The 23863-nt window shown below is 71.6% G+C and carries 21 protein-coding genes; all 21 read left to right on the top strand.

Translation table 11 applies throughout. The annotated features are described in order from the left end of the window. Positions 1-58 precede the first annotated feature (58 nt). The 21 genes from argS to FHX73_RS08440 all read left to right on the top strand — a co-directional run bounded on the left by argS (position 59) and on the right by FHX73_RS08440 (position 23863). Positions 59-1714 carry an arginine--tRNA ligase gene (argS, locus tag FHX73_RS08540; protein ID WP_145904418.1) on the top strand — a complete coding sequence of 552 codons (1656 nt, stop codon included), beginning with the start codon at positions 59-61 and terminating at the stop codon, positions 1712-1714. An 86-nt stretch (positions 1715-1800) separates the two neighbouring features. After that, on the top strand, positions 1801-3192 hold the full coding sequence (gene lysA / locus FHX73_RS08535; protein ID WP_145904417.1) for a diaminopimelate decarboxylase: 1392 nt from the start codon (positions 1801-1803) through the stop codon (positions 3190-3192). A gap of 104 nt (positions 3193-3296) precedes the next feature. Beyond that, positions 3297-4589, top strand: a complete 1293-nt coding sequence (locus tag FHX73_RS08530) for a homoserine dehydrogenase (protein ID WP_145904416.1) — start codon at positions 3297-3299, stop codon at positions 4587-4589. A 7-nt stretch (positions 4590-4596) separates the two neighbouring features. Beyond that, positions 4597-5688 (top strand): threonine synthase, encoded by a 1092-nt coding sequence (gene thrC / locus FHX73_RS08525; protein WP_145904415.1) that lies wholly within the window; start codon positions 4597-4599, stop codon positions 5686-5688. Between the two features lie 333 nt (positions 5689-6021). Beyond that, a complete protein-coding gene (thrB, locus tag FHX73_RS08520) occupies positions 6022-6939 on the top strand; it encodes a homoserine kinase (protein WP_145904414.1) in 918 nt (305 codons plus the stop codon). A 634-nt stretch (positions 6940-7573) separates the two neighbouring features. Further along, positions 7574-9691, top strand: coding sequence for a transcription termination factor Rho (gene rho, locus FHX73_RS08515; RefSeq protein WP_145904413.1), 2118 nt, complete (start codon positions 7574-7576; stop codon positions 9689-9691). Between the two features lie 124 nt (positions 9692-9815). Then, positions 9816-10952 carry an LCP family protein gene (locus FHX73_RS08510; protein ID WP_145904412.1) on the top strand — a complete coding sequence of 379 codons (1137 nt, stop codon included), beginning with the start codon at positions 9816-9818 and terminating at the stop codon, positions 10950-10952. A 134-nt stretch (positions 10953-11086) separates the two neighbouring features. Continuing rightward, positions 11087-11308: a 50S ribosomal protein L31 gene (gene rpmE / locus FHX73_RS08505; protein ID WP_145904411.1), complete on the top strand. Its 222-nt coding sequence runs from the start codon at positions 11087-11089 to the stop codon at positions 11306-11308. 129 nt (positions 11309-11437) lie between these two features. Further along, positions 11438-12514, top strand: coding sequence for a peptide chain release factor 1 (prfA, locus tag FHX73_RS08500; RefSeq protein WP_145904410.1), 1077 nt, complete (start codon positions 11438-11440; stop codon positions 12512-12514). Between the two features lie 19 nt (positions 12515-12533). Further along, the gene (gene prmC, locus FHX73_RS08495; RefSeq protein WP_145904409.1) at positions 12534-13400 is read left to right on the top strand and encodes a peptide chain release factor N(5)-glutamine methyltransferase; all 867 of its coding nucleotides are present in this window, start codon (positions 12534-12536) and stop codon (positions 13398-13400) included. 22 nt (positions 13401-13422) lie between these two features. After that, positions 13423-14070, top strand: coding sequence for an L-threonylcarbamoyladenylate synthase (locus FHX73_RS08490; RefSeq protein ID WP_145904408.1), 648 nt, complete (start codon positions 13423-13425; stop codon positions 14068-14070). Between the two features lie 41 nt (positions 14071-14111). After that, the gene (locus FHX73_RS08485) at positions 14112-14777 is read left to right on the top strand and encodes an arsenate reductase/protein-tyrosine-phosphatase family protein (RefSeq protein WP_425461433.1); all 666 of its coding nucleotides are present in this window, start codon (positions 14112-14114) and stop codon (positions 14775-14777) included. A gap of 36 nt (positions 14778-14813) precedes the next feature. Continuing rightward, positions 14814-16082 (top strand): serine hydroxymethyltransferase, encoded by a 1269-nt coding sequence (locus tag FHX73_RS08480; protein ID WP_145904407.1) that lies wholly within the window; start codon positions 14814-14816, stop codon positions 16080-16082. Positions 16083-16214: 132 nt separating this feature from the next. Then, on the top strand, positions 16215-17588 hold the full coding sequence (locus tag FHX73_RS08475; RefSeq protein ID WP_145904406.1) for a glycosyltransferase family 4 protein: 1374 nt from the start codon (positions 16215-16217) through the stop codon (positions 17586-17588). Between the two features lie 329 nt (positions 17589-17917). Continuing rightward, positions 17918-18352 carry a Cg1360 family ATP-synthase-associated protein gene (locus tag FHX73_RS08470; RefSeq protein WP_145904405.1) on the top strand — a complete coding sequence of 145 codons (435 nt, stop codon included), beginning with the start codon at positions 17918-17920 and terminating at the stop codon, positions 18350-18352. Positions 18353-18652: 300 nt separating this feature from the next. Further along, entirely contained in the window at positions 18653-19465 is an 813-nt protein-coding gene (gene atpB, locus FHX73_RS08465; RefSeq protein ID WP_145904404.1) for a F0F1 ATP synthase subunit A, read from the top strand. 79 nt (positions 19466-19544) lie between these two features. Next, a complete protein-coding gene (gene atpE / locus FHX73_RS08460; RefSeq protein ID WP_145904403.1) occupies positions 19545-19784 on the top strand; it encodes an ATP synthase F0 subunit C in 240 nt (79 codons plus the stop codon). A gap of 29 nt (positions 19785-19813) precedes the next feature. Next, complete coding sequence (locus tag FHX73_RS08455; RefSeq protein ID WP_145904402.1) at positions 19814-20371, top strand: F0F1 ATP synthase subunit B; 558 nt, start codon at positions 19814-19816, stop codon at positions 20369-20371. Further along, entirely contained in the window at positions 20368-21183 is an 816-nt protein-coding gene (locus tag FHX73_RS08450; RefSeq protein ID WP_145904401.1) for a F0F1 ATP synthase subunit delta, read from the top strand. The genes FHX73_RS08455 and FHX73_RS08450 overlap by 4 nt, the downstream gene beginning before the upstream one ends. A gap of 164 nt (positions 21184-21347) precedes the next feature. After that, positions 21348-22922: a F0F1 ATP synthase subunit alpha gene (atpA, locus tag FHX73_RS08445; protein ID WP_145904400.1), complete on the top strand. Its 1575-nt coding sequence runs from the start codon at positions 21348-21350 to the stop codon at positions 22920-22922. Positions 22923-22954: 32 nt separating this feature from the next. Next, on the top strand, positions 22955-23863 hold the full coding sequence (locus FHX73_RS08440) for a F0F1 ATP synthase subunit gamma (RefSeq protein ID WP_145904399.1): 909 nt from the start codon (positions 22955-22957) through the stop codon (positions 23861-23863).

The following is a 23863-nucleotide window of genomic DNA, read 5'->3' as shown; positions in this document are numbered from 1 at the left end:
CATCTCGACGGGTGGCCTCCGCGCGGTCGGCGGACGGCTCTCGCCTAGGCTTGGGCCCGTGACACCCGCAGAGCTCTCCCAGGCAGTCCAGGTCGCCGTGCGCGCCGCCGTCGAGGCGGGCGAGCTGTCCGTCGACGTTCCCGAGTCGGTGACGGTCGAGCGACCGAAGAACCGCGACCACGGCGACTACGCCACCAACGTGGCGCTCCAGCTGGCCAAGCCGGCCGGCAAGCCGCCGCGCGCGGTGGCCGAGCTGGTCGCCGCCCGCCTGCGCGAGCTGCCCGGCGTCGCGAAGGTCGACATCGCCGGCCCGGGCTTCCTGAACATCACCCTGGACGCCGCCAGCCAGGGCGAGCTGGCCCGCAGCATCGTCGAGGCCGGCGAGGCCTACGGCCGCAACGAGGCGCTCAAGGGCCTGCGGATCAACCTGGAGTTCGTCTCCGCCAACCCGACCGGCCCGATCCACATCGGCGGCGTGCGCTGGGCCGCGGTCGGCGACTCGCTGGCCCGGATCCTCAAGGCCACCGGCGCCGAGGTCGCCACCGAGTACTACCTGAACGACGCCGGCGTGCAGATCTCCAAGTTCGCCGCCTCGCTCAAGGCCGCCGCCAACGGCGAGCCGGTCCCGGCGGACGGCTACGTCGGCGAGTACATCACCGACATCGCCAAGGCGATCACCGACGGCGTGCCGGGCATCCTCGAACTGCCCGCGGACGAGCAGCTGCAGGCCTTCCGCACCCACGGGCTGAAGCTCATGGTGGCCGAGATCCAGCGCTCGATGGACGAGTTCGGCACCCACTTCGACACCTGGTTCTCCGAGCAGACGCTGCACGACTCCGGCGCCGTGACCAAGGCGATCGAGCGGCTGCGCGAGCAGGGCCACGTCTTCGACGAGGACGGTGCGATCTGGCTGCGCACCACGGACTTCGGCGACGACAAGGACCGGGTGCTGATCAAGGCCGACGGCGAGACCACCTACTTCGCCGCCGACGCCGCCTACTACCTCTCCAAGCGGGACCGCGGTTCCGAGGTCAGCGTCTACATGCTGGGCGCCGACCACCACGGCTACGTCAACCGCCTGAAGGCCATCGCGGCCTGCGCGGGCGACGACATGGACCGCAACATCGAGGTCAAGATCGGCCAGTTCGTCAAGATGCTGCGCGATGGTGAGGAGGTCCGCATGTCCAAGCGGGCCGGCAACATCATCACCATCGACGACGTGGTCGAGTGGATCGGCGTGGACGCCGCGCGCTACACGCTGAGCCGCTCCTCCACCGACTCGACGATCACCCTCGACATCAACGTGCTGACCAGCCAGACCAACGAGAACCCGGTCTACTACGTCCAGTACGCGCACGCCCGGATGTGCTCGGTCGCGCGCAAGGCCGCCGGCCTCGGCATCGACAAGGGCGCCGACTTCGAGCCGGGCCTGCTGGCCACCGAGTGGGAGTCCGCCCTGCTCGGCCAGCTCGCCGCGTTCCCGGGCGAGGTGGCCAAGGCCGGCCGGTTCCGCGAGCCGCACCACGTGGCGCGCTACCTGGAGAAGCTGGCCGGGGAGTACCACCGGTTCTGGGAGAACTGCCAGATCCTGCCCAAGGCCGGCGAGGAGCTGACGGACACCCACCGCGCCCGCCTCTGGCTGGTCGAGGCGACGCGCACGGTGCTCGCCAACGGCCTCACGCTCCTCGGGGTGAGCGCCCCCGAGCGGATGTAACAGCAGACAGCATCCGTTGGCCAACGGGGGCGGTGACGGTCCATCGGGACGGTCACCGCCCCTACGCACAGCAGGAGGAACCACCCATGAGCCGCTCCGCGCACCCGGCCGGCCCCCGGCACGGCGACGTGCTGCCCGAGGGCCACTACTCGGCGCCCCCGCAGGACCTCAACGCGCTGGACCCCAAGGTCTGGTCGCGCACCGCCGCGCGCACCGCCGACGGTGTGCTCAGCATCGGCGGGATCCCGGTCACCGACCTGGCCGAGCAGTTCGGCACCCCGGCCTACCTGCTGGACGAGGCCGACTTCCGGGTCCGGGCCCGGGCCTGGCGGGACGCCTTCGGCCCGGACGCCGACGTGTACTACGCCGGCAAGGCCTTCCTCTCCAAGGCGGTGGTCCGCTGGCTGCACGAGGAGGGGCTCAACCTCGACGTCTGCAGCGCCGGCGAGCTGGCCGTCGCACTGGCCGGCGGGATGCCGCCGCAGCGGCTCGCGCTGCACGGCAACAACAAGTCGGTCGAGGAGCTGGAGGAGGCGGTGAAGGCCGGGGTCGGCCACATCGTGCTGGACTCCTTCCAGGAGATCGAGCGCCTCGCCGCGGTGGCCCGGGCGCAGGGCGTGCGGCAGCCGGTGCTGATCCGGATCACGGTCGGTGTCGAGGCGCACACCCACGAGTTCATCGCGACGGCGCACGAGGACCAGAAGTTCGGCCTCTCGCTGGCGGGCGGCCTGGCCGCCGAGGCGGTCCGCCGCACGCTGGCCGAGGACGCCCTGGAACTGCGCGGCCTGCACTCGCACATCGGCTCGCAGATCTTCGACACGGCCGGCTTCGAGGTGGCCGCCCGCCGGGTGGTCGGCCTGCTCGCCGAGGTCCGCGACGAGCACGGCGTCGAGCTGCCCGAGATCGACCTGGGCGGTGGCCTGGGCATCGCCTACACCAGCGAGGACGACCCGCGCGAGCCCGCCGAGATCGCCGCCTCGCTGGCCGGCATCGTCCGCCGGGAGTGCGCGGCCGCGGGGCTGGCGGTGCCGCGGCTCAGCGTGGAGCCGGGCCGGGCGATCGTCGGGCCCACCACCTGCACGCTCTACCGGGTCGGCACCGTCAAGCCGCTGGCGGGCCTGCGCAGTTACGTGAGCGTGGACGGCGGGATGTCGGACAACATCCGCACCGCGCTGTACGACGCGGTCTACTCGGTGACGCTCGCCTCCCGCACCAGCGAGGCCGAGCCGATGCTGGTGCGGGTGGTCGGGAAGCACTGCGAATCAGGTGACATCGTGGTGAAGGACGCCTTCCTGCCGGCCGACCTGGCACCCGGCGACCTGATCGCGGTGCCGGCCACCGGCGCCTACTGCCGCTCGATGGCCAGCAACTACAACCACGCGCTGCGCCCACCGGTGGTGGCGGTCGCCGAGGGCGCTGCCCGGGCGGTCGTGCGGCGCGAGACGGCGGAGGATCTCCTGCGCCTGGATATCGGATAGCGAAAATTCCGTCTCAGATTCTGGAATGCCGGTAGATCTTTTCCCGTCGTCCCCGAGACTTGACCCCAAGACCGAGAATTCACGAACGGAATGAGCGGAGTCGGATGATGCGTACGCGGCCGCTGAAGGTGGCGCTGCTGGGCTGTGGTGTGGTGGGCACCGAGGTGGCGCGCATCATGACGACGGACGCCGCCGACCTCGCCGCGCGCATCGGCGCGCCGGTGGAGCTGGCCGGCATCGCGGTCCGCCGGGCCGGCCGGCCGCGCCCGGGAGTGCCCGAGCACCTGCTCACCACCGACGCCGAGGCGTTGGTCAACCGTGGCGACATCGACGTGGTGATCGAGGTGGTCGGCGGCATCGAGCCGTCCAAGCACCTGATCCTGTCGGCCTTCAAGCAGGGCGCCTCGGTGGTCAGCGCGAACAAGGCGCTGCTCGCCAAGGACGGCGCCGAGCTGCACCGGGCGGCCGCCGAGGCCGGGGTGGACCTGTACTACGAGGCCGCGGTGGCCGGCGCGATCCCGCTGATCCGCCCGCTGCGCGAGTCGCTGGCCGGCGACCGGGTCAACCGGGTGCTGGGCATCGTCAACGGCACCACCAACTTCATCATGGACAAGATGGACTCCACCGGCGCCGGCTACTCGGAGGCGCTGGAGGAGGCCACCGCGCTCGGCTACGCCGAGGCCGACCCGACCGCCGACGTGGAGGGCTTCGACGCAGCCGCCAAGGCCGCGATCCTGGCCGGCATCGCCTTCCACACCCAGGTCACCGCCGCGGACGTCTACCGCGAGGGCATCACCGAGGTGACCGCGGCCGACATCGCCTCGGCCAAGCAGATGGGCTGCGTGGTCAAGCTGCTGGCGATCTGCGAGCGGGCCGCCGACGGCGCCTCGGTCACCGCCCGGGTGCACCCGGCGATGATCCCGCTCAGCCACCCGCTGGCCAGCGTCCGGGAGGCCTACAACGCGGTCTTCGTCGAGGCCGAGGCGGCCGGCCGGCTGATGTTCTACGGGCCGGGCGCGGGCGGCGCGCCGACCGCCTCCGCGGTCCTCGGCGACCTGGTCGCGGTCTGCCGCAACAAGCTCGGCGGTGCGACCGGCCCCGGCCACTCGGTCTACACCCAGCTGCCGGCCAAACCGATGGACGAGGTCATCACCCGCTACCACGTCAGCCTGGACGTGGACGACCGGGCGGGCGTGCTGGCCCAGGTGGCCTCGGTCTTCGCCGACCACGGGGTCTCCATCGACACCGTGCGCCAGCAGGGCCGCGACGGCGACGCCTCGCTCGTCGTGGTCACCCACCGCGCCACCGACGCCGCCCTCTCGGCGACGGTCGACAAGCTCCGCGCGCTCGACAGCGTGCGGGATGTGGCCAGCATCATGCGGGTTGAAGGGGAATGAGACGACCATGAACGCCGTGATCGACCGGGTCAGCGGGCACACCCACCAGTGGCGCGGACTCATCGAGGAGTACCGCGACCGCCTCCCGGTGACCGAGGCCACGCCAGTGGTCACCCTGCTGGAGGGCGGCACGCCGCTGGTTCCCGCCCAGGTGCTCTCCGAGCGCACCGGCTGCGAGGTGTACCTCAAGGTCGAGGGCGCCAACCCGACCGGCTCCTTCAAGGACCGGGGCATGACGATGGCCATCTCCAAGGCCAAGGAGGCCGGCGCCCAGGCGGTGATCTGCGCCTCCACCGGCAACACCTCGGCCTCCGCCGCGGCCTACGCGGTGCGGGCCGGCATGGTCTGCGCCGTGCTGGTGCCGCAGGGCAAGATCGCGCTCGGCAAGATGGGCCAGGCGCTGGTGCACGGCTCGAAGATCCTCCAGGTGGACGGCAACTTCGACGACTGCCTCACGTTGGCGCGCGAACTGTCCGAGAACTACCCGGTGGCCCTGGTGAACTCGGTCAACCCGGTGCGGATCGAGGGTCAGAAGACCGCCGCCTTCGAGATCGTGGACATGCTGGGCGACGCCCCCGACATCCACGTGCTGCCGGTCGGCAACGCGGGCAACATCACCGCCTACTGGAAGGGCTACCGGGAGTACGCGAAGGACGGGCTCGCCACCCGCACCCCGCGGATGTGGGGCTTCCAGGCCTCCGGCTCGGCCCCGATCGTGGACGGCGCCCCGGTGCTCAAGCCGCAGACCATCGCCACCGCGATCCGGATCGGCAACCCGGCCTCCTGGGCCTTCGCCGAGGCCGCCCGGGACGAGTCCGGCGGGCTCATCGACAAGGTGACCGACCGTCAGATCCTGTCCGCCTACCGGCTGTTGGCCGCGCAGGAGGGCGTCTTCGTGGAGCCCGCCTCGGCCGCCAGCGTGGCCGGCCTGCTGGCCAAGGCCGAGGCCGGCCTGGTCGACCCGGGCCAGCGGATCGTCTGCACCGTCACCGGCAACGGCCTGAAGGACCCGGACTGGGCGGTGGCCGGCGCGCCGCAGCCGCAGGTGGTCCCGATCTCCGCCGCCGCGGCCGCCGAGCGGCTCGGCCTGCTGGGCTGAACTCTGTTGGACCGGTAAGACGTGACGACGTGTCGGGCCGACACCGAGGTGTGATCTCCGGGATCGGGGGTAACGCCTCGGTGTCGCTTTCGTTGTTCCTGTCGATGCCAATTCCGCGCGAATTCCGGCCATAACCTGCAACACGGTGGATCGAAGAGGAGCGGGGTGTACCGCTGTGGAACCTCTCTTCGATACGCTGAGCCTTGGCGATGTGGCACATGCCAAGAGCTCGGTGTCCTGACACCCACCCCATCCCATCGCCCCCATCACCGATCACCAGTACCGCCGGCCCCCGACGACGGGCCGCCCTCAGTTCCCCAGGAGAGCCACCGCATGGCCGGTCCCGCGTTCCGTGCCGCCGCCGTCCGGGTGCGGGTCCCCGCGACCAGCGCCAACCTGGGCCCCGGGTTCGACTCCTTCGGACTCGCGCTCGGGCTCTACGACGACATCGTGGTCCGGGTCGCCGACTCCGGACTCTCGGTGGACATCGCCGGCGAGGGCGCCGACACGCTGGCCCGGGACGAGCGCCACCTGGTGGTCCGCGCCATGCGGGCCGCCTTCGACCGGCTCGGCGGACAGCCGCGCGGCCTCGAAGTGGTCTGCGCCAACCGGATACCGCACGGGCGCGGCATGGGTTCCTCCTCGGCCGCGATCTGCGCCGGCATCGTGGCCGCCCGGGCGGTCACCATCGGCGGCGCGGCCGCCCTCGACGACACCGCACTGCTGGCCCTCGCCGCCGAGTTGGAGGGCCACCCGGACAACGTCGCCGCCTGCCTGCTGGGCGGGTTCACCGTCGCCTGGACCGACGAGGAGTCGGCCAAGGCGATCCGGCTGGAGCCGGCCGCCGAGGTGGTTCCGGTGGTCTTCGTGCCGGCCACCGAGGTGCTCACCGAGACCGCCCGCGGCCTGCTGCCGAAGACCGTGCCGCTGGCCGACGCCGCGGCCAACGCGGGCCGCTCCGCACTGCTCGTGGAGGCGCTGTCCCGGCGCCCCGAGCTGCTGCTGGCCGCCACCGAGGACCGGCTGCACCAGGACTACCGGGCCTCCGCGATGCCCGACAGCGCCGCCCTGGTGGCCGCGCTGCGCTCCGAGGGCATCCCCGCGGTGATCTCCGGCGCCGGTCCCACCGTGCTCGCGCTGACCGACGAGGTGGGCGCCGACAAGCTGTCGCAGTTCGCGGGCGAGCGGTTCGCCGCCCACCGGCTGCGGCTCGACCGTGACGGAGCGGGCGTCCGCCCGTTGGACGGTTGACCGTTCCCGACCGGATCCGACCGCGCAGCCCGCGCGGTCGACTTCCGCACGGCCGTGCGCACAACGCCCGGCCGGGCAACCGTGCCGACGACCGCCCGCCGGGCGGAAGGGACGGACACGATTGGCAAGCACGAGGCTGGGGAATGTGTGAGGGGGTCGGTAGTGTTAACCTCAATGCTGCATCAGGCGCCCCGCGGGGCCCGGTGCACCGCGTCCCCCTCCCCAGGACCCGACTCCACGGGCCCGAGGCGTTGTCGGGGACCACGATTCTCCGGGAGCCCGCCCCAGCGCGTACGCAGCCTGCCTGCGCGACTTGAGCCGCATCCCGAAGCCGTGCCGCATCCTGACCCACACCCGCCGCAACCGGTTCAGTACCGGCCGGGCGGGAGCGCGGGGGAGCGGCCCGCGACGGGGGCCCGGGTTTCGCAAGCAGCGCGGTCGGCATGAGATCGCCTGCCGTGCCCTTTTCGCACCACGGTGCCCCGTGCACCGCAGTTCGCACCTCTTCCGCCACTTAGCACCGCAGCGGTGGCGGACCACCGCATCGGACCTGCGCACCGCAGAGCGCAGGTCAGACAGCACAACCGGTCGCCGAGCCAGACAGGCCGACGTCCGCTCCAGGGAAGGACCCTTAGTGAGCGACACCACCGATCTGATGGGCGCGCGCCAGGACGCCGACGCGACGGACGCGCCCGCCGCCCCCGCGGCGCCGGCCAAGCGCCGCCGTACCGCTGCCGCAGGCCTTGACGGTCTGGTCCTGGCCGAGCTGCAGAAGCTCGCCTCGACGCTCGGCATCAGCGGCACCGGGCGGATGCGCAAGAGCCAGCTGATCGAGGCGATCAAGGAGAAGAGCGGCGGCGACCCGCTGCTCGCCTCCGCTCCGGCCGCGACGTCGCCCGCCCGGGCCGCCGCCAAGGAGACCGCCCCGGCGGCCGAGAAGGCGCCGCGCCGCACGCGGGCCGCCGCTGCCGCGGCCGAGCCGGCCGAGGCCCCCGCCCAGACCCAGATCGAGATCCCGGGTCAGGCCGCCCCCGAGGCCGCCGCCCCCGCCCGGGCCGAGCGCAGCCGCCGCCGCGCCACCTCCGCCGCCGGCGCCCCGACCGCCGTCGAGGCCCCCGCCGCCACCGCGGTGGAGACCGCCGAGGCGCCCGCCGAGGCCAAGGCCGAGCCGAAGGCGGAGGGCCAGGCCCGCACCGCCGAGCCGCGCGAGGACCAGCGCGACGGCCGTCGGGAGCGTCGCGACCGTCGCGACCGCACGGACCGTGCCGACCGCACGGACCGTGCCGACCGCACCGAGCGCACCGAGCGCACGGACCGCGCCGAGCAGCGCACCGAGACCGCCGACGGTGCGGACGGCGACGGCCGCGAGTCCCGCCGCGAGCGCCGCAGCCGCCGTGAGCGCTCCGACCGCCGCGGCGAGCAGGGCAGCACCCAGCAGCAGCCGGCCCAGCAGCCGGCCGCCCAGCCCGCTGCCGCCGCCGCGCAGCAGGGCGGTTACGACGACGACGAGTTCGGCGACGGCCGGCGCGGCCGCCGCGGCCGCTACCGCGACCGCAACCGCCGGGGCCGCCGCGACGGTTTCGAGGGCAGCGTGGCCGAGCCGCAGGTCGGCGACGACGACGTGCTGATCCCGGTCGCGGGCATCCTCGACATCCTGGACAATTACGCGTTCGTCCGGACCTCCGGCTACCTGCCGGGCCAGAACGACGTCTACGTCTCGCTCGCCCAGGTCCGCAAGAACGGGCTGCGCAAGGGTGACGCGATCACCGGCGCGGTGCGCCAGCCGCGCGACGGCGAGCGCCGCGAGAAGTTCAACGCCATGGTGCGGCTGGACTCGGTGAACGGCATGGACCCGGAGAGCGGCCGCGGCCGCCCGGAGTTCGGCAAGCTCACCCCGCTGTACCCGCAGGAGCGGCTGCGCCTGGAGACCGACCCGGGCGTGCTGACCACCCGGATCATCGACCTGGTGTCGCCGATCGGCAAGGGCCAGCGCGGTCTGATCGTCGCCCCGCCGAAGACCGGCAAGACGATGATCATGCAGGCGATCGCCAACGCGATCACCCGCAACAACCCCGAGTGCCACCTGATGGTCGTCCTGGTCGACGAGCGTCCGGAAGAGGTCACCGACATGCAGCGGTCGGTCAAGGGCGAGGTCATCTCCTCGACCTTCGACCGCCCGGCCGAGGACCACACCGTGGTCGCCGAGCTGGCGATCGAGCGGGCCAAGCGCCTGGTGGAGCTGGGCCACGACGTGGTGATCCTGCTGGACTCGATCACCCGCCTGGGCCGCGCCTACAACCTGGCCGCGCCGGCCTCCGGCCGCATCCTGTCCGGTGGTGTCGACTCGACCGCGCTCTACCCGCCGAAGAAGTTCTTCGGCGCCGCGCGCAACATCGAGAACGGCGGCTCGCTGACCATCCTGGCCACCGCGCTGGTGGAGACCGGCTCGCGGGCCGACGAGGTGGTCTTCGAGGAGTTCAAGGGCACCGGCAACATGGAGCTGCGCCTGGACCGCAAGCTGGCGGACAAGCGCATCTTCCCGGCCGTCGACGTGGACGCCTCCAGCACCCGCAAGGAGGAGATCCTGCTCGGCAGCGAGGAGCTGGCGATCACCTGGAAGCTGCGCCGGGTGCTGCACGCGCTCGACTCGCAGCAGGCGATCGAGCTGCTGCTGGACAAGATGAAGCAGACCAAGTCGAACGCCGAGTTCCTGATGCAGATCGCCAAGACCACTCCGGGGTCCAACGACTGACGCGGCGTCGCCCACCGCAGGGCCGCGGGCTCCCTGGACTCCAGGGAGCCCGCGGCCCTGCGGCGTTCCGGGGGCCCGCAGGGCCGTTACGCGAAGCGGACATACGCTCGCATATCCTCAAAATATGTCCGACGCGCAGCAGCAGAACGAGGCCCCCGGAGCGGGCGGGCCGCGCCACCGCCGGGTGCGCACCCGGCGGCAGAAGGCACTGCGGGCCGGCGCGTTCACCGTGGCCGGCCTGGTGCTGGCCGGCGCCGGCACGGCCGGCTACCTGTACTGGCGGCTGAACGCCAACATCAAGAGCGTCGACATCGACGCCCAACTGGGCACCGCCCGGCCCTCGGCGCCCACCGACGGCTCGTTCAACGTGCTGGTGCTCGGCTCCGACTCGCGCTCCGGCGCCAACGGCAGCCTGGCCGGCGGCGACACCGGCGACACCGCCCGCTCGGACACCGCGATGGTGGTGCACGTGGCGCAGGACCACCGCAGCGCCACCGTGGTCTCGATCCCGCGCGACACCCTGGTGGCCCGCCCGGCCTGCACCGGTCCGAGCGGCAAGGCGGTGCCCGCGGTGAAGAGCGCGATGTTCAACTCCGCCTTCGAGGTCGGCGGCGCGGCCTGCGCCGTGAAGACCACCGAGCAGCTCACCGGCCTGCGGATGAACCACTACGTGGAGATCGACTTCGCCGGCTTCGCGGGCTTCATCAACGCGATCGGCGGCGCCACCGTGACCACGTCGGTGAACATCCACGACAAGGACAGCGGCCTCGACCTGCCGGCCGGCACCAGCCACCTGAACGGCGACCAGGCGCTGGCCTTCGTGCGCACCCGGCACGGCGTCGGGGACGGCAGCGACCTGGGCCGGATCGAGCTGCAGAAGCAGATGGTGAAGTCGATCACCAAGCAGGTCTCCTCGGTCGGGCTGTTCACCAACCCGGCCAAGCTCTACTCGGTCGCCTCCACCCTGACCAGCTCGATCACCACCGACTCGGCGCTGGCCTCGGTCTCCGCGCTGACCGGGCTGGCCGAGGAGCTCAAGGGGATCGGCCCGGACCAACTGACCATGGTGACCCTGCCGGTGGCGCCCGCGCCGACCGACCCCAACCGGGTGGTGGCCAAGGCGCCGGAGGCCGGCCAGCTCTGGGACGCGCTGCGGGCCGACCAGCCGGCCCCGGCCGCGGTCACCGCCGGCCAGCCGGTCAACCCGGCCGCCCCGACGACCCCGGCGAGCCCCGCGCCGAGCACCACCGCGCGCCGCTGACCGGTCCGGAATATCCGGCTCGCCGGTCCGGTTTGGGAAGAAGCGGCCAGAGCTGGCAGACTGGTCCGTCGGTCCCGGTTCACGTGCGGCTTCCCGCCGCCGACCCGGTGCCCTCCCGAAACCTAGGAGATCCCTTGAAGCGCGACGTCCACCCCACGTACGTGGTCACCTCGGTGACCTGCACCTGTGGCAACGAGTTCACCACCCGCTCGACCGAGCCGTCCGGCGTCATCCGCGCCGAGGTCTGCTCGCAGTGCCACCCCTTCTACACCGGCAAGCAGAAGATCCTCGACACCGGTGGCCGCGTGGCCCGCTTCGAGGCCCGCTTCGGCAAGCAGCACAGCGCGAAGGCCTAGCGCTCCCGCGGCGCCGGTCCACGGTGCCCCCGCACGCACGGGGGCACCGGGACCGGCGCCGTTCGCGTCTGTCCCCGCCGCCCGGCACCCCCCTCCAGTCAGTCCTCCCGGGAAAGTAGGCCCACCGAGATGTTCGAGGCAGTCGAAGAGCTCCTCGTCGAGCACGCCGCCCTCGAAGAGCGGCTGGCCGATCCGTCGGTCCACGCCGACCAGGCCAACGCCCGCAAGCTCGCCAAGCGCTACGCCGAGCTGACCCCGATCACCCGGGTCTACCGGGCCTGGCGGCAGGCCGGCGAGGACATCGCCACCGCCCGCGAGCTGGCCGTGGAGGACTCGGACTTCATCGCCGAGGCGAAGGCCGCCGAGCGCCGCCAGGCCGAGCTCACCGAAGAGCTGCGCCTGCTGCTGGTGCCGCGAGACCCGAGCGACGACAAGGACGTGATCCTGGAGATCAAGGCCGGCGAGGGCGGCGAGGAGTCCGCGCTGTTCGCCGGGGACCTGCTCCGGATGTACCTGCGCTTCGCCGAGCGGATGGGCTGGAAGACCGAGCTGATCGACTCCAACGAGTCGGACCTCGGCGGCTACAAGGACGTCTCGGTGGCCGTGAAGACCCGGGGCACGATCGAGCCCGGCCACGGCGTCTGGGCGCGGCTGAAGTACGAGGGCGGCGTGCACCGGGTGCAGCGGGTGCCGGCCACCGAGTCGCAGGGCCGGATCCACACCTCGGCGGCGGGCGTGCTGGTCACCCCGGAGGCCGAGGAGGTCGAGGTCGAGGTCAACATGAACGACCTGCGGATCGACGTCTACCGTTCGTCCGGCCCGGGCGGCCAGTCGGTCAACACCACCGACTCCGCGGTCCGGATCACCCACCTGCCGACCGGTATCGTGGCCTCCTGCCAGAACGAGAAGAGCCAGCTGCAGAACAAGGAGCAGGCGATGCGGATCCTGCGCTCGCGGCTGCTGGCCGCCGCGCAGGAGGCGGCCGAGCAGGAGGCCTCGGACGCCCGCCGCAGCCAGGTCCGCACGGTGGACCGTTCCGAGCGGATCCGGACCTACAACTACCCGGAGAACCGCATCTCGGACCACCGCACCGGCTTCAAGGCGTACAACCTGGACCAGGTGCTGGACGGTGAGCTCGCCGCGGTCATCCAGTCGGCGGTCGACGCCGACGCGGCGGCCAAGCTGGCCGCCGCGCAGGAGAACTGAGACTGAGGGGTCGGGTCGGATGAACCTGCTGCTCGCCGAGGTGGCCCAGGCCACCCAGCGGTTGGCCGCGGCCGGGGTGCCGTCGCCGCGCTTCGACGCGGAGGAGCTGGCGGCGCACATCCACCACGTCAAGCGCAGCCAGCTGCACACCGTGCAGGACGCCGACTTCGACGCCCGGTACTGGGAGGCCGTCTCCCGCCGGGAGGCCCGCGAGCCGCTCCAGCACATCACCGGGCGGGCGTTCTTCCGCTACCTGGAACTGGAGGTCGGCCCCGGGGTGTTCGTGCCCCGGCCGGAGACCGAGACCGTGGTGGAGTGGGCCATAGAGGCCGTCCGCGAGATGGACGTGGCCGAGCCGCTGGTGGTGGACCTGTGCTCGGGCTCCGGCGCGATCGCGCTGGCGCTGGCCCAGGAGCTGCCGCGTTCCACCGTGCACGCCTTCGAGCTGGACGAGGGGGCGCTGAAGTACACCCGGCGCAACATCGAGGCCAGCCCCGACCGGGACCGGATCACCCTGCACGCCGGGGACGCCACCAAGGCCTTCGCCGAGGAGCGCTCCTGGGACGGCCGGTTCGACCTGGTGATCAGCAACCCCCCGTACATCCCGCTCACCGAGTGGGAGTACGTGGCGCCGGAGGCCCGCGACCACGATCCGCAGATGTCGCTGTTCTCCGGTGAGGACGGACTGGACACCATCCGCGGCATCGAGCGGGTGGCCGCCCGCCTGCTGCGCCCCGGCGGCGCCGTGGTGATCGAGCACGCCGACACCCAGGGCGGCCAGGTGCCGTGGATCTTCAACGAGGAGGGCGGCTGGACGGACACGGCCGACCACCGTGACCTCAACGGGCGGCCGCGCTTCACCACTGCCCGCAAAATCCAGCTGTGACTGCCACGAGGAGAGTGCACCGATGAGCCGCCGCTACGACTGCTCCGACGCCGGCGACCGGGCGACCGGGCTGCGCGAGGCCGCCTCGGCGATCCGCCGGGGTGAACTGGTCGTGCTCCCGACCGACACGGTCTACGGGATCGCCGCGGACGCCTTCAGCGCCGAGGCGGTGGCCGGCCTGTTCGCCGCCAAGGGCCGCGGCCGGCACATGCCCTCCCCGGTGCTGGTCGGCTCGCCCACCACGCTGCACGGCCTGGTCACCGACTTCTCGGAAAAGGCCTGGGAGCTCGTCGACGCGTTCTGGCCGGGCGGGCTGACCCTGGTGGCCCGTCACCAGCCGTCGCTGCGCTGGGACCTGGGGGAGACCCGGGGCACCGTCGCGGTCCGGATGCCGCTGCACCCGGTCGCCATCGAGCTGCTCAACACCACCGGCCCGCTCGCCGTCTCCAGCGCCAACAAGAGCGGCCAGCCGGCCCCCGCCGACTGCGAGGACGCCGAGTACCAGCTGGGCGACTCGGTCGCGGTCTACCTGGACGGCGGCAAGACCGAGCACGGCCAGGCCTCCTCGATCGTCGACGTCACCGGCAAGACCCCGGTGCTGCTTCGCGCCGGCGCGGTCACCCTGGAGCAGCTGAGGGAGGTCGTCCCCGACCTGGAGGCCGGCAGTTGAGGACCTCGCTCCACCCCGGCCCGGCGCCGGCGCACCCGGCGGTGCTGTACCGCCCGGTGCCGCCGCGCCACGCCGACAACTTCAAGATCCTCTTCGTCTGCACCGGCAACGTCTGCCGCTCGCCGATCGCCGAGCGGCTGACCCGGCACGCGCTGGACACCCGCCTCCCGGTGCGGGCGGCCGGCCGGATCAGCGTGGAGAGCGCCGGCACCTGGGGCCACGAGGGCGCCCCGATGGAGGCGCACGCCGCCACCGTGCTGGACGAGTACGGGGTGGACAGCGGCAACTTCGCCGGCCGGGAACTGCTCGACGAGCACGTGGTGGACGCCGACCTGGTGCTCACCGCGACCCTGGACCACCGGGCCCAGGTGATCTCCATGGGCCACGCGGCCGGCCTGCGCACCTTCACGCTCAAGGAGTTCACCCGCCTGGTGCGGCTGATAGACCCGGCCACCCTGCCGGCCGTCGGGCAGGGCGCCGAGGTGACCGAGCGGGCCCGCGCCCTGGTCCGCGCGGCCGCCGCGCTGCGCGGCTGGCGGCCCTCGGTGAGCCCCGACAGCGACGAGGTCGACGACCCCTACGGCGCGCCGATCGGCATGTTCCGGCACTGCGGCGAGGAGATATTCGACGCGCTCGACCCGGTGCTCACCGCCCTGACGGGCGTACCGGGCCCGCGTCCCCAGGACAGCGCCCCCACCCGGTCCTAGGCTGGGCTCCACCGCCCACAGCCCCGGAGCGCCGCCATGACCGTCATCGATGCCGCGCAGACCGGCTGGGTGCCCGCCGAGGCCCTGCGCACCGCCGATCCCGAACTGGCCGACCTGCTCTCGGCGGAGGCCGAACGACGGGCCGGCGGACTGCAGCTGCTGGCGGGCGAGAACATCGCGACCGCCGCGGTGCGGGAGGCCCTGGCCGGCCCGCTGGTGGACAAGTACGCCGAGGGGTACCCGGGCCACCGGCACCACACCGGCTGCGCCGTGGCCGACGCCACCGAGCTGCTGGCGATCTCCCGGGCCCGCGCACTGTTCGCCGCCGAGCACGCCAACGTCCAACCCCGGTCCGGCACTTCGGCGATGCTGGCGGCCTACGCGGCGCTGCTGCGGCCGGGCGACACGGTGCTGGCGATGTCGCTGGAGCACGGCGGCCACCTGTCCTGCGGCTCCCGGGCCAACTTCTCCGGCCGCTGGTTCGACGTGATCGGCTACGGCGTGCGCGAGGAGGACGGGCTGATCGACCTCGACCAGGTGCGCGAACTGGCCCGCCGGCACCGGCCGAAGGCGATCGTGGCCGGCTCGATCTCCTACCCGCGGCACCCCGACTGGGCCGCCTTCCGGCAGATCGCCGACGAGGTGGACGCCTGCCTGATCGCCACCGCCGGACAGGTCACCGGCCTGGTCGCGGCCGGCGCGGCGCCCTCCCCGGTGCCCTACGCGGACGTGGTGGTGGCCGCCACCCACAAGCTGCTGCGCGGGCCGCGCGGCGGGCTGCTGCTGTGCACCGAGGAGTTGGCCGAGCGGGTGGACCGTGCGGTCTTCCCGTTCTCCCAGGGCGGGGCGGCGATGAACGAGGTGGCGGCCAAGGCGGTCGCCTTCGCGCAGGCGGCCACGCCGGAGTTCGGCGCGTACGTCCGGCGTGCGGTGGACGGCGCGCGCGCCCTGGCCGCGAGCCTGGAGCGGGCCGGCGCCCGCCCGCTGACCGGCGGCACCGACACCCACCTGGTCACCGCCGACGTCGGCCCGCTCGGGCTGACCGGCGCGCAGGCCGAACGCCGGTGCGCCGCGGTCGGGCTGATGCTCGGCAAGTGCGCGGTGCCGTTCGACCCGGCGCCGGCCGCCGAGACCTCCGGGATCCGGCTCGGCACCGGTGCGGCCGCCGCGCTCGGCCTCGGGCCGGCGGAGCTCGGCGAGGTCGGCGAGCTGATCGGTGCGCTGCTCAGCGGGGGTGAACCGGGGCCGGTGGCGGCCCGGGTGCGGGTGCTGGCCCGTGGGGAGTCGGTGAAAGGCGCCCGGTAGAGCGAACCGCGATGCACGTCCCGCTCGTCCGACTCAATAAGGTGGGGTCCGTGGCGACGCACCTCGAACCCCTTGCCCGTGCGGGCGCAGCTCCCGCACGCCCCCGGACGCGCGCGCGGAAGGAGCACGGCGGTGCGTGAGTACCTGCTCGTCATGTTCAGCACCGCCGCGGTCACCTACCTGCTGACCGGGCCGGTGCGGAAGTTCGCGATCAGGGCCGGGGCCATGCCGCCGGTCCGGGCCCGCGACGTGCACCGCGAGCCGACCCCGCGGCTCGGCGGCATCGCGATGTTCGGCGGGCTCTGCGCCGGGCTGCTGGTGGCCTCCAGGCTCACCAACCTGGGGCGGGTGTTCAACGAGGGCTCGTCCTCGGACATCAAGGCGCTGCTGTCCGGTGTCGGCATCATGTGGGTGCTCGGCGTGCTGGACGACAAGTGGGGCGTGGACGCGCTGGTGAAGCTCGGCGGCCAGATGATCGCCGCCGGTGTGATGGTCTACCAGGGCATCACGGTGATCTCGATCCCGGTTCCCGGCGTCGGCCCGGTCGCGCTCAGCCCGACCCTGGGCATGGTGATCACCGTCGCGCTGGTGGTGGTGATGGTCAACGCGGTGAACTTCATCGACGGCCTGGACGGCCTGGCCGGCGGCATGGTCTGCATCGCCGGCATCGCGTTCTTCCTCTATTCGTACCGGCTCTGGTACGTCTACCAGATCAGCGACGCGGCGCCCTCGGTGCTGTTCAGCGCGCTGCTGATCGGCATGTGCCTGGGCTTCCTGCCGCACAACCTGCACCCGGCCCGGATCTTCATGGGCGACTCCGGCTCGATGATGCTCGGCCTGATGCTCGCCGTCTCCGCCGTCTCGATCACCGGGCGCGTCGACCCCGACCTGATCACCGCGCAGGCCGGCTCGCAGACCGCCACCACCCACATCCTGGTGCCGATCTACATCCCGCTGCTGCTGCCGCTCGCGGTGGTCGCGCTGCCGCTGGCCGACCTGGTGCTCGCCGTGGTCCGGCGCAGCTGGGCCGGCCGCTCGCCGTTCGCCGCGGACAAGAAGCACCTGCACCACCGGCTGCTGGAGATCGGCCACTCGCACAGCCGGGCCGTGCTGATCATGTACTTCTGGGCCGCGCTGATCGCCTTCGGCACCGTCGGCATCTCGGTCACCAACACCGGCCGCACCGTGGTGCTGGCCTGCGCCGGGCTCTGCCTGGTCGGCCTGGTGGTGCTGCTGCTGCCGTGGTTCCGGCCGAAGGCGCCGAGCGCCGTGCAGGCCTTCGTGCCGCCGCGCTACCGCAAGGGCGCGCGGGCCGCCCGCGGCACCGCCGCCGCGCCGGTCGAGGCCCACGCGGTGCTGGCGGGGGAGGAGCAGCCGACCGTGCGGCTGCGCACCGCGCGCGCCGCCGCGGACGCCCCGATGGCCGAGCTGTCGGCGGGTGACCAGGAGCTGCTGGACCGGATGGGCACCGGCGCGCACGCCGTCGGCGAGCACCGCCGCAACTGACCCGCGGCACGTGCTGAGGGAGCGTCAACTCCCTTGCTCCGATTGCTTCACCCGTTCGGCGGCACGCTTGCTCCTTCGGTGTGACAGGTACCACACGTTCATGGTAAAGCTCTCATCAAATAGTTTGTGATACCGTTCACGAGTACCGAGAGCACGCCGAAAGACCCAGTGGTGAAGGACTTCCGTCCCCATCGGGTCTTGTTCGACGAGCCCGGCCCGTGCGACGGCCGGTATCGTGGCCAACCCGCTCGGGCCGGTGTCCCCGCACCGGTGCCCTACCCTCGTTCCCCGTGCTCCCCCGTCCTCGACATGCCGCCGGAGATGCCGACATGCCGTCCCACGACGCCCGGACCATCCGCGGCGCCGCAATTCCCACCGCGGTCGCCGGCGTTGTCGCCACCGCGATCGCCGCAGCGGTGGCAGGTAGCAAGGGGGCCATCGGTGCCGCCTTCGCTGCCGCTCTGGTGATGGTCTTCTTCGCCTCCGGTCAGATCGCGCTCGACCGCCTGACCAGGAACAACCCGCAGCTCATGATGGCTGTCGCGCTGCTGGTGTACACGACCCAGATCCTGCTCGTCGGCATCGTCCTCGCGGTCTTCAAGGACACCTCGCTCTTCAACACCAAGGTGTTCGCCTTCACCCTGCTCGGCTGCGTCTTCATCTGGAGCGGCGGGCAGGTGCGCACCCACCTGAAGGCCAAGCAGTTCTACGTGCAGAACGACGACAAGCCCGACGAACAGGTGAAGCCGGGGCGTCAACAGTGAGTCGCCCTGGCTGTCCCCCTCGCGAGGGGGGCGGTGTTTATGCGCTCCTGACAGGCTGCTATCGTCCGTCGCAACAACGGAGTACGGGAAGCGGCCTGGTCCCGCCGGACGGTGAGTGCTCACCGACCGGACGGATCGCCCCCCGAACCCGCGCAGTCTTGACAGATCCCGCGCCGACACGACGTGGCGGCGCGCCGGGTCCCCGAGAAACCCAACTAGTTCCAGTGCCGCTACGTGGCTCCGCGCCGCGCCGACACACCGAGGTTGCCGTAACCATGCGTCACGACGAAGGAGTCCGTGGTGAGTGCTAGCCAGCTCACGCAGCTTGCCTCCGGGGGCTGCCACCTGTTCTCCGGCTGCGGCTTCCCGGCGCCGGGCCTGAACGAGTTCCAGTTCGACCCGATCTTCAAGATCGGCAGCTTCGGTTTCAACAAGCCCATGCTGCTGTCGTTCATCTGCGCGCTGCTGGTGATCGTCTTCTTCTGGGCCGCCTTCGCCAAGCCGAAGATCGTGCCCGGCAAGCTGCAGCTGGTCGGCGAGATCGGCTACGACTTCGTCAAGCGGGCGATCGTCTTCGAGAACATCGGCAAAAAGGGCGAGAAGTACACGCCCATGATGGTCTCGATCTTCTTCTTCGTGTGGATCATGAACATGATGTCCGTGATCCCGCTCGCCCAGTACCCGGTCATGGCGACCATCGGCTGGCCTGCCGGCCTGGCGCTGGTCTGCTGGCTCACCTACATGACGCTGACCTTCAAGAAGCACGGCTTCGTCGGCGGCCTGCGCAACCTCTGCTGGCCGTCCGGGGTGCCCGGCTGGGTCATGTTCATCCTGGTGCCGATCGAGTTCTTCTCGAACATCTTCGTCCGGCCGTTCACGCTCGCGGTCCGTGCCTTCGCCAACATGTTCGCCGGTCACCTGCTGATCGTGATGTTCTCCGTGGCGACCTGGTACCTGCTGAGCCCGAGCCTCGGTGCGCTGTACGGCACCACGTCCTTCGTGGTGACCCTCGGCCTGACCGCCTTCGAGCTGCTGGTGCAGTTCCTGCAGGCCTACATCTTCGTGACGCTGGCCAGCAGCTACATCGCCGGCGCGCTCGAAGAGGCGCACTGATCCCCGCAGCTCCGGCTGCCCACGAACCCCCGGTGGCCAACCACCACCGGTATCTCTACCCCGTAAAGGACTAGCTGAGATGTCCGCTCTCCTCGCCGACACCGCCGGTGTTCACGGTTCCGTCGCGTCCATCGGCTACGGTCTCGCCGCCATCGGCCCCGGCATCGGCGTCGGTCTGATCTTCGGCAACGGCGTCCAGGCGATGGCCCGCCAGCCCGAGGCCACCAACCTGATCCGCTCCAACATGTTCATCGGCTTCGCGCTGACCGAGGCGCTCGCGCTCATCGGCATCGTCATGCCGTTCGTCTTCGGCAAGTAAGTCCGACAGACTCGACGGAAGGTCCAGATATGTCGCTCGCGATGCACCTGGTGGCTTCTGAGGACTTCAATCCTCTGATCCCCAAGGGCCCTGAGCTCGTCATCGGCCTGATCTGCTTCTTCATCGTCTTCGGTCTGCTCGGCAAGAAGCTCCTCCCCAGCATCGAGAAGACGCTGGCGGAGCGCCGGGACCTGATTGAGGGCGGCATCGAGCGCGCCGACGCCGCACAGGCCGAGGCTCAGGCCCTCCTTGAGCAGTACCGCGCCGAGCTGGCCGAGGCGCGTCACGAGGCGGCTCGGATCACCGAGCAGGCGCGTGAGCAGGGCGCTGCCCTGATCGGTGAGATGCGCGAGGAGGGCCAGCGTCAGCGCGAGGCCATCGTCGCCGCCGGCCACGCCCAGATCGAGGCCGACAAGAAGCAGGCGACCGCCGCCCTGCGCCAGGACGTGGGTTCGCTCGCTTCGCAGCTGGCCTCCCGCATCGTCGGCGAGTCCCTTGAGGACCACGCCCGGCAGAGCGGTGTGATCGACCGCTTCCTGGACGACCTGGAGGCCAAGGCCGCCGCGAACACGGCGGTCGCCAAGTGATCGGCGCCAGCCGCGAGGCCCTGGCCGCCGGCCGCGAGAACCTCGACAGCCTGACCGACAACACCTCGGTGGACACGGCCAAGCTGGCTGAGGAGCTGAGCGCCGTCACCGCGCTGCTGGACCGCGAGGTCTCGCTGCGCCGGGTGCTCACCGACCCCTCGCGGTCCGGCCAGGACAAGGCTTCGCTGGTCACCTCGCTGCTGGCCGGTCAGGTCTCCGGCGAGACCGCCGACTTGGTCGCCGGTCTGGTCCGGGCCCGCTGGTCGGGCGCGCGCGACCTGGTCGACGCGATCGAGCAGCTGTCCGCCTACGCCGAGGTGATCGCCGCCGACAAGGCCGGCCGCCTCGACGACCTGGAGGACGAGCTCTTCCGGTTCGGCCGGATCGTCGGCGGCTCGCACGAGCTGCGGGCGGCGCTGACCGAGCCGAAGGCCTCCGGCACCGCCAAGGCGGAGCTGGTCACCAAGCTGCTCGGCGGCCGTGCCCTGGCGGGCACCGTCCGTCTGGTCACCTCGCTGGTCACCAACCCCCGCGGCCGTAGCCTGGAACAGGGCCTGGAGTCCTACGCCCGGCTCGCCGCCGACCGCCGTGACCGCGTGGTCGCGCTGGTCACCACCGCGGTCCCGCTCAGCGACGGTCAGAAGCAGCGCCTCTCCGGCGCGCTGGCCAAGCTGTACGGCCGCGCGGTGCTCCTGAACATCGACGTCGACCCCGAGGTCGTCGGCGGTGTCCGGGTGTCGATCGGCGACGAGATCATCGACGGCACCGTGTCGAGCCGCCTCGAAGGCGCTCGCCAGGCCCTCGAAGGCTGAGCCAACCGCACAGCACATCCGACCCTCGGTCGGGCGCCGGTCCCATCCCACGGGGCAGCCGGCACATACGTACGGCCGGTCCAACAGCACCGGCCGAGGATCGAATACTTGCGGCCCTCCTTGGGCGGGCCGAGGATCGCAACCTAGGAGAGCAGGGAAGCCTGATGGCGGAGCTTACGATCCGGCCGGAGGAGATCCGGGACGCGCTGGCCGACTTCGTCCAGTCGTACCAGCCGGACGCCGCCTCGCGTGAAGAGGTCGGCACGGTCACCGAGGCCATGGACGGTATTGCCAAGGTCGAGGGCCTGCCCTCGGTCATGGCCAACGAGCTGCTGAAGTTCGAGGACGGCACCCTCGGCCTCGCCCAGAACCTCGACACCCGTGAGATCGGTGTCGTCATCCTCGGTGAGTTCGGCGGCATCGAGGAGGGCCAGACGGTCCACCGCACCGGCGAGGTCCTCTCGGTTCCGGTCGGCGAGGGCTACCTCGGCCGCGTGGTGGACCCGCTGGGCAACCCGATCGACGGCCTGGGCGAGATCGCCGCCGAGGGCCGCCGCGCCCTGGAGCTGCAGGCCCCCGGCGTCATGGTCCGCAAGTCGGTGCACGAGCCGATGCAGACCGGCATCAAGGCCATCGACGCGATGACCCCGATCGGCCGCGGCCAGCGCCAGCTGATCATCGGCGACCGCCAGACCGGCAAGACCGCGGTGGCGATCGACACGATCATCAACCAGAAGGACAACTGGCGCTCCGGCGACCCGCAGAAGCAGGTCCGCTGCATCTACGTCGCCGTTGGTCAGAAGGGCTCCACCATCGCCGCCGTCCGCGGCGCCCTGGAGGAGGCCGGCGCGCTGGAGTACACCACCATCGTGGCTGCTCCCGCCTCCGACCCCGCGGGCTTCAAGTTCCTCGCCCCGTACACCGGTTCGGCCATCGGCCAGCACTGGATGTACGCCGGCAAGCACGTCCTGATCATCTTCGACGACCTGTCGAAGCAGGCCGAGGCCTACCGTTCCGTCTCCCTGCTGCTGCGCCGTCCGCCGGGCCGCGAGGCCTACCCGGGCGACGTCTTCTACCTGCACTCCCGCCTGCTGGAGCGCTGCGCCAAGCTCTCCGACGAGCTGGGCGCCGGCTCGATGACCGGTCTGCCGATCATCGAGACCAAGGCCAACGACGTCTCGGCGTACATCCCGACCAACGTCATCTCGATCACCGACGGCCAGTGCTTCCTGGAGTCCGACCTGTTCAACGCCGGCATCCGCCCGGCCGTGAACGTCGGCATCTCGGTCTCCCGCGTCGGTGGCTCCGCCCAGATCAAGGCCATGAAGTCGGTCGCCGGCCGGCTGCGCCTGGACCTCGCCCAGTACCGCGAGCTGGAGGCCTTCGCCGCCTTCGGTTCCGACCTGGACGCGGCCTCGAAGTCGCAGCTGGAGCGCGGTGCCCGCATGGTCGAGCTGCTGAAGCAGGGTCAGTACCAGCCGTTCCCGGTCGAGGAGCAGGTCGTCTCGATCTGGGCCGGCACCACCGGCAAGCTGGACGACGTCCCGGTCGCCGACATCCGCCGCTTCGAGCGCGAGTTCCTCGACAACCTGCGGATCGAGCACAAGAACCTGCTCGCCGCCATCGTCGAGACCTCGAAGCTGGAGGACGGCACGATCGACGCGCTGACCGCCGCGATCGAGTCCTTCAAGCTGGGCTTCACCACGGCCGACGGCAAGCTGCTCTCCGAGCAGGCCTGAGTCCGGTAGCGAGGGAAAGGACGTAACGACCCATGGGAGCACAGCTTCGGGTCTACAAGCGCCGGATCCGCTCTGTCACCGCGACGAAGAAGATCACCAAGGCGATGGAGATGATCTCCGCGTCGCGCATCGTCAAGGCGCAGCGCGCGGTGGCCGCCTCCACTCCGTACGCCGATGAGCTGACCCGGGCGGTGACGGCGGTGGCCACCCGGTCCAACGCCAAGCACCCGCTCACCCACGAGAACCCGAACGCCAAGCGGGCCGCGGTCCTGCTGGTGACGGCGGACCGCGGTCTGGCCGGCGGCTACTCCACCAACGCCATCAGGCAGGCGCTCGTGCTGACGGAGCGTCTGAAGGCGGAGGGCAAGGAGGTCGTCGCGTACATCACGGGCCGCAAGGGCGTGCAGTACTACGGCTTCCGCAACCTCGCGGTGGCCGACTCGTGGACCGGCTTCTCGGACAAGCCGACCTACCAGGACGCCAAGACGGTCTCGGCCACGCTGATCGAGGCCTTCACGGCCGAGACGGTGGACGAGCTGCACATCGTGTCGACCAAGTTCGTCTCGATGCTGACGCAGACCGCCGCGGACGCGCGCCTGCTGCCGCTCAAGCTGGACGAGGTCGAGCTGAGCGACAACAGCCCGGCTAAGGCGGAGATCTTCCCGCTGTACGACTTCGAGCCGTCGGCGGAGGGCGTCCTGGACGCGCTGCTGCCGCGGTACGTCGAGAGCCGGATCTACAACGCGCTGCTGCAGGCGGCCGCCTCCGAGCACGCGGCTCGCCGCCGTGCGATGAAGAGCGCGACCGACAACGCCGGCGAGCTCATCAAGTCGCTGACGCGGCTTGCCAACTCGGCCCGTCAGGCCGAGATCACCCAGGAAATCAGCGAGATCGTCGGTGGCGCCAACGCGCTGGCCGACGCTAGCGCGGGGAGCGAATGA

It is taken from the genome of Kitasatospora viridis (genome assembly GCF_007829815.1).
Lineage (GTDB): Bacteria > Actinomycetota > Actinomycetes > Streptomycetales > Streptomycetaceae > Kitasatospora > Kitasatospora viridis.
This window is presented reverse-complemented; position numbering and strand designations above follow the sequence as displayed.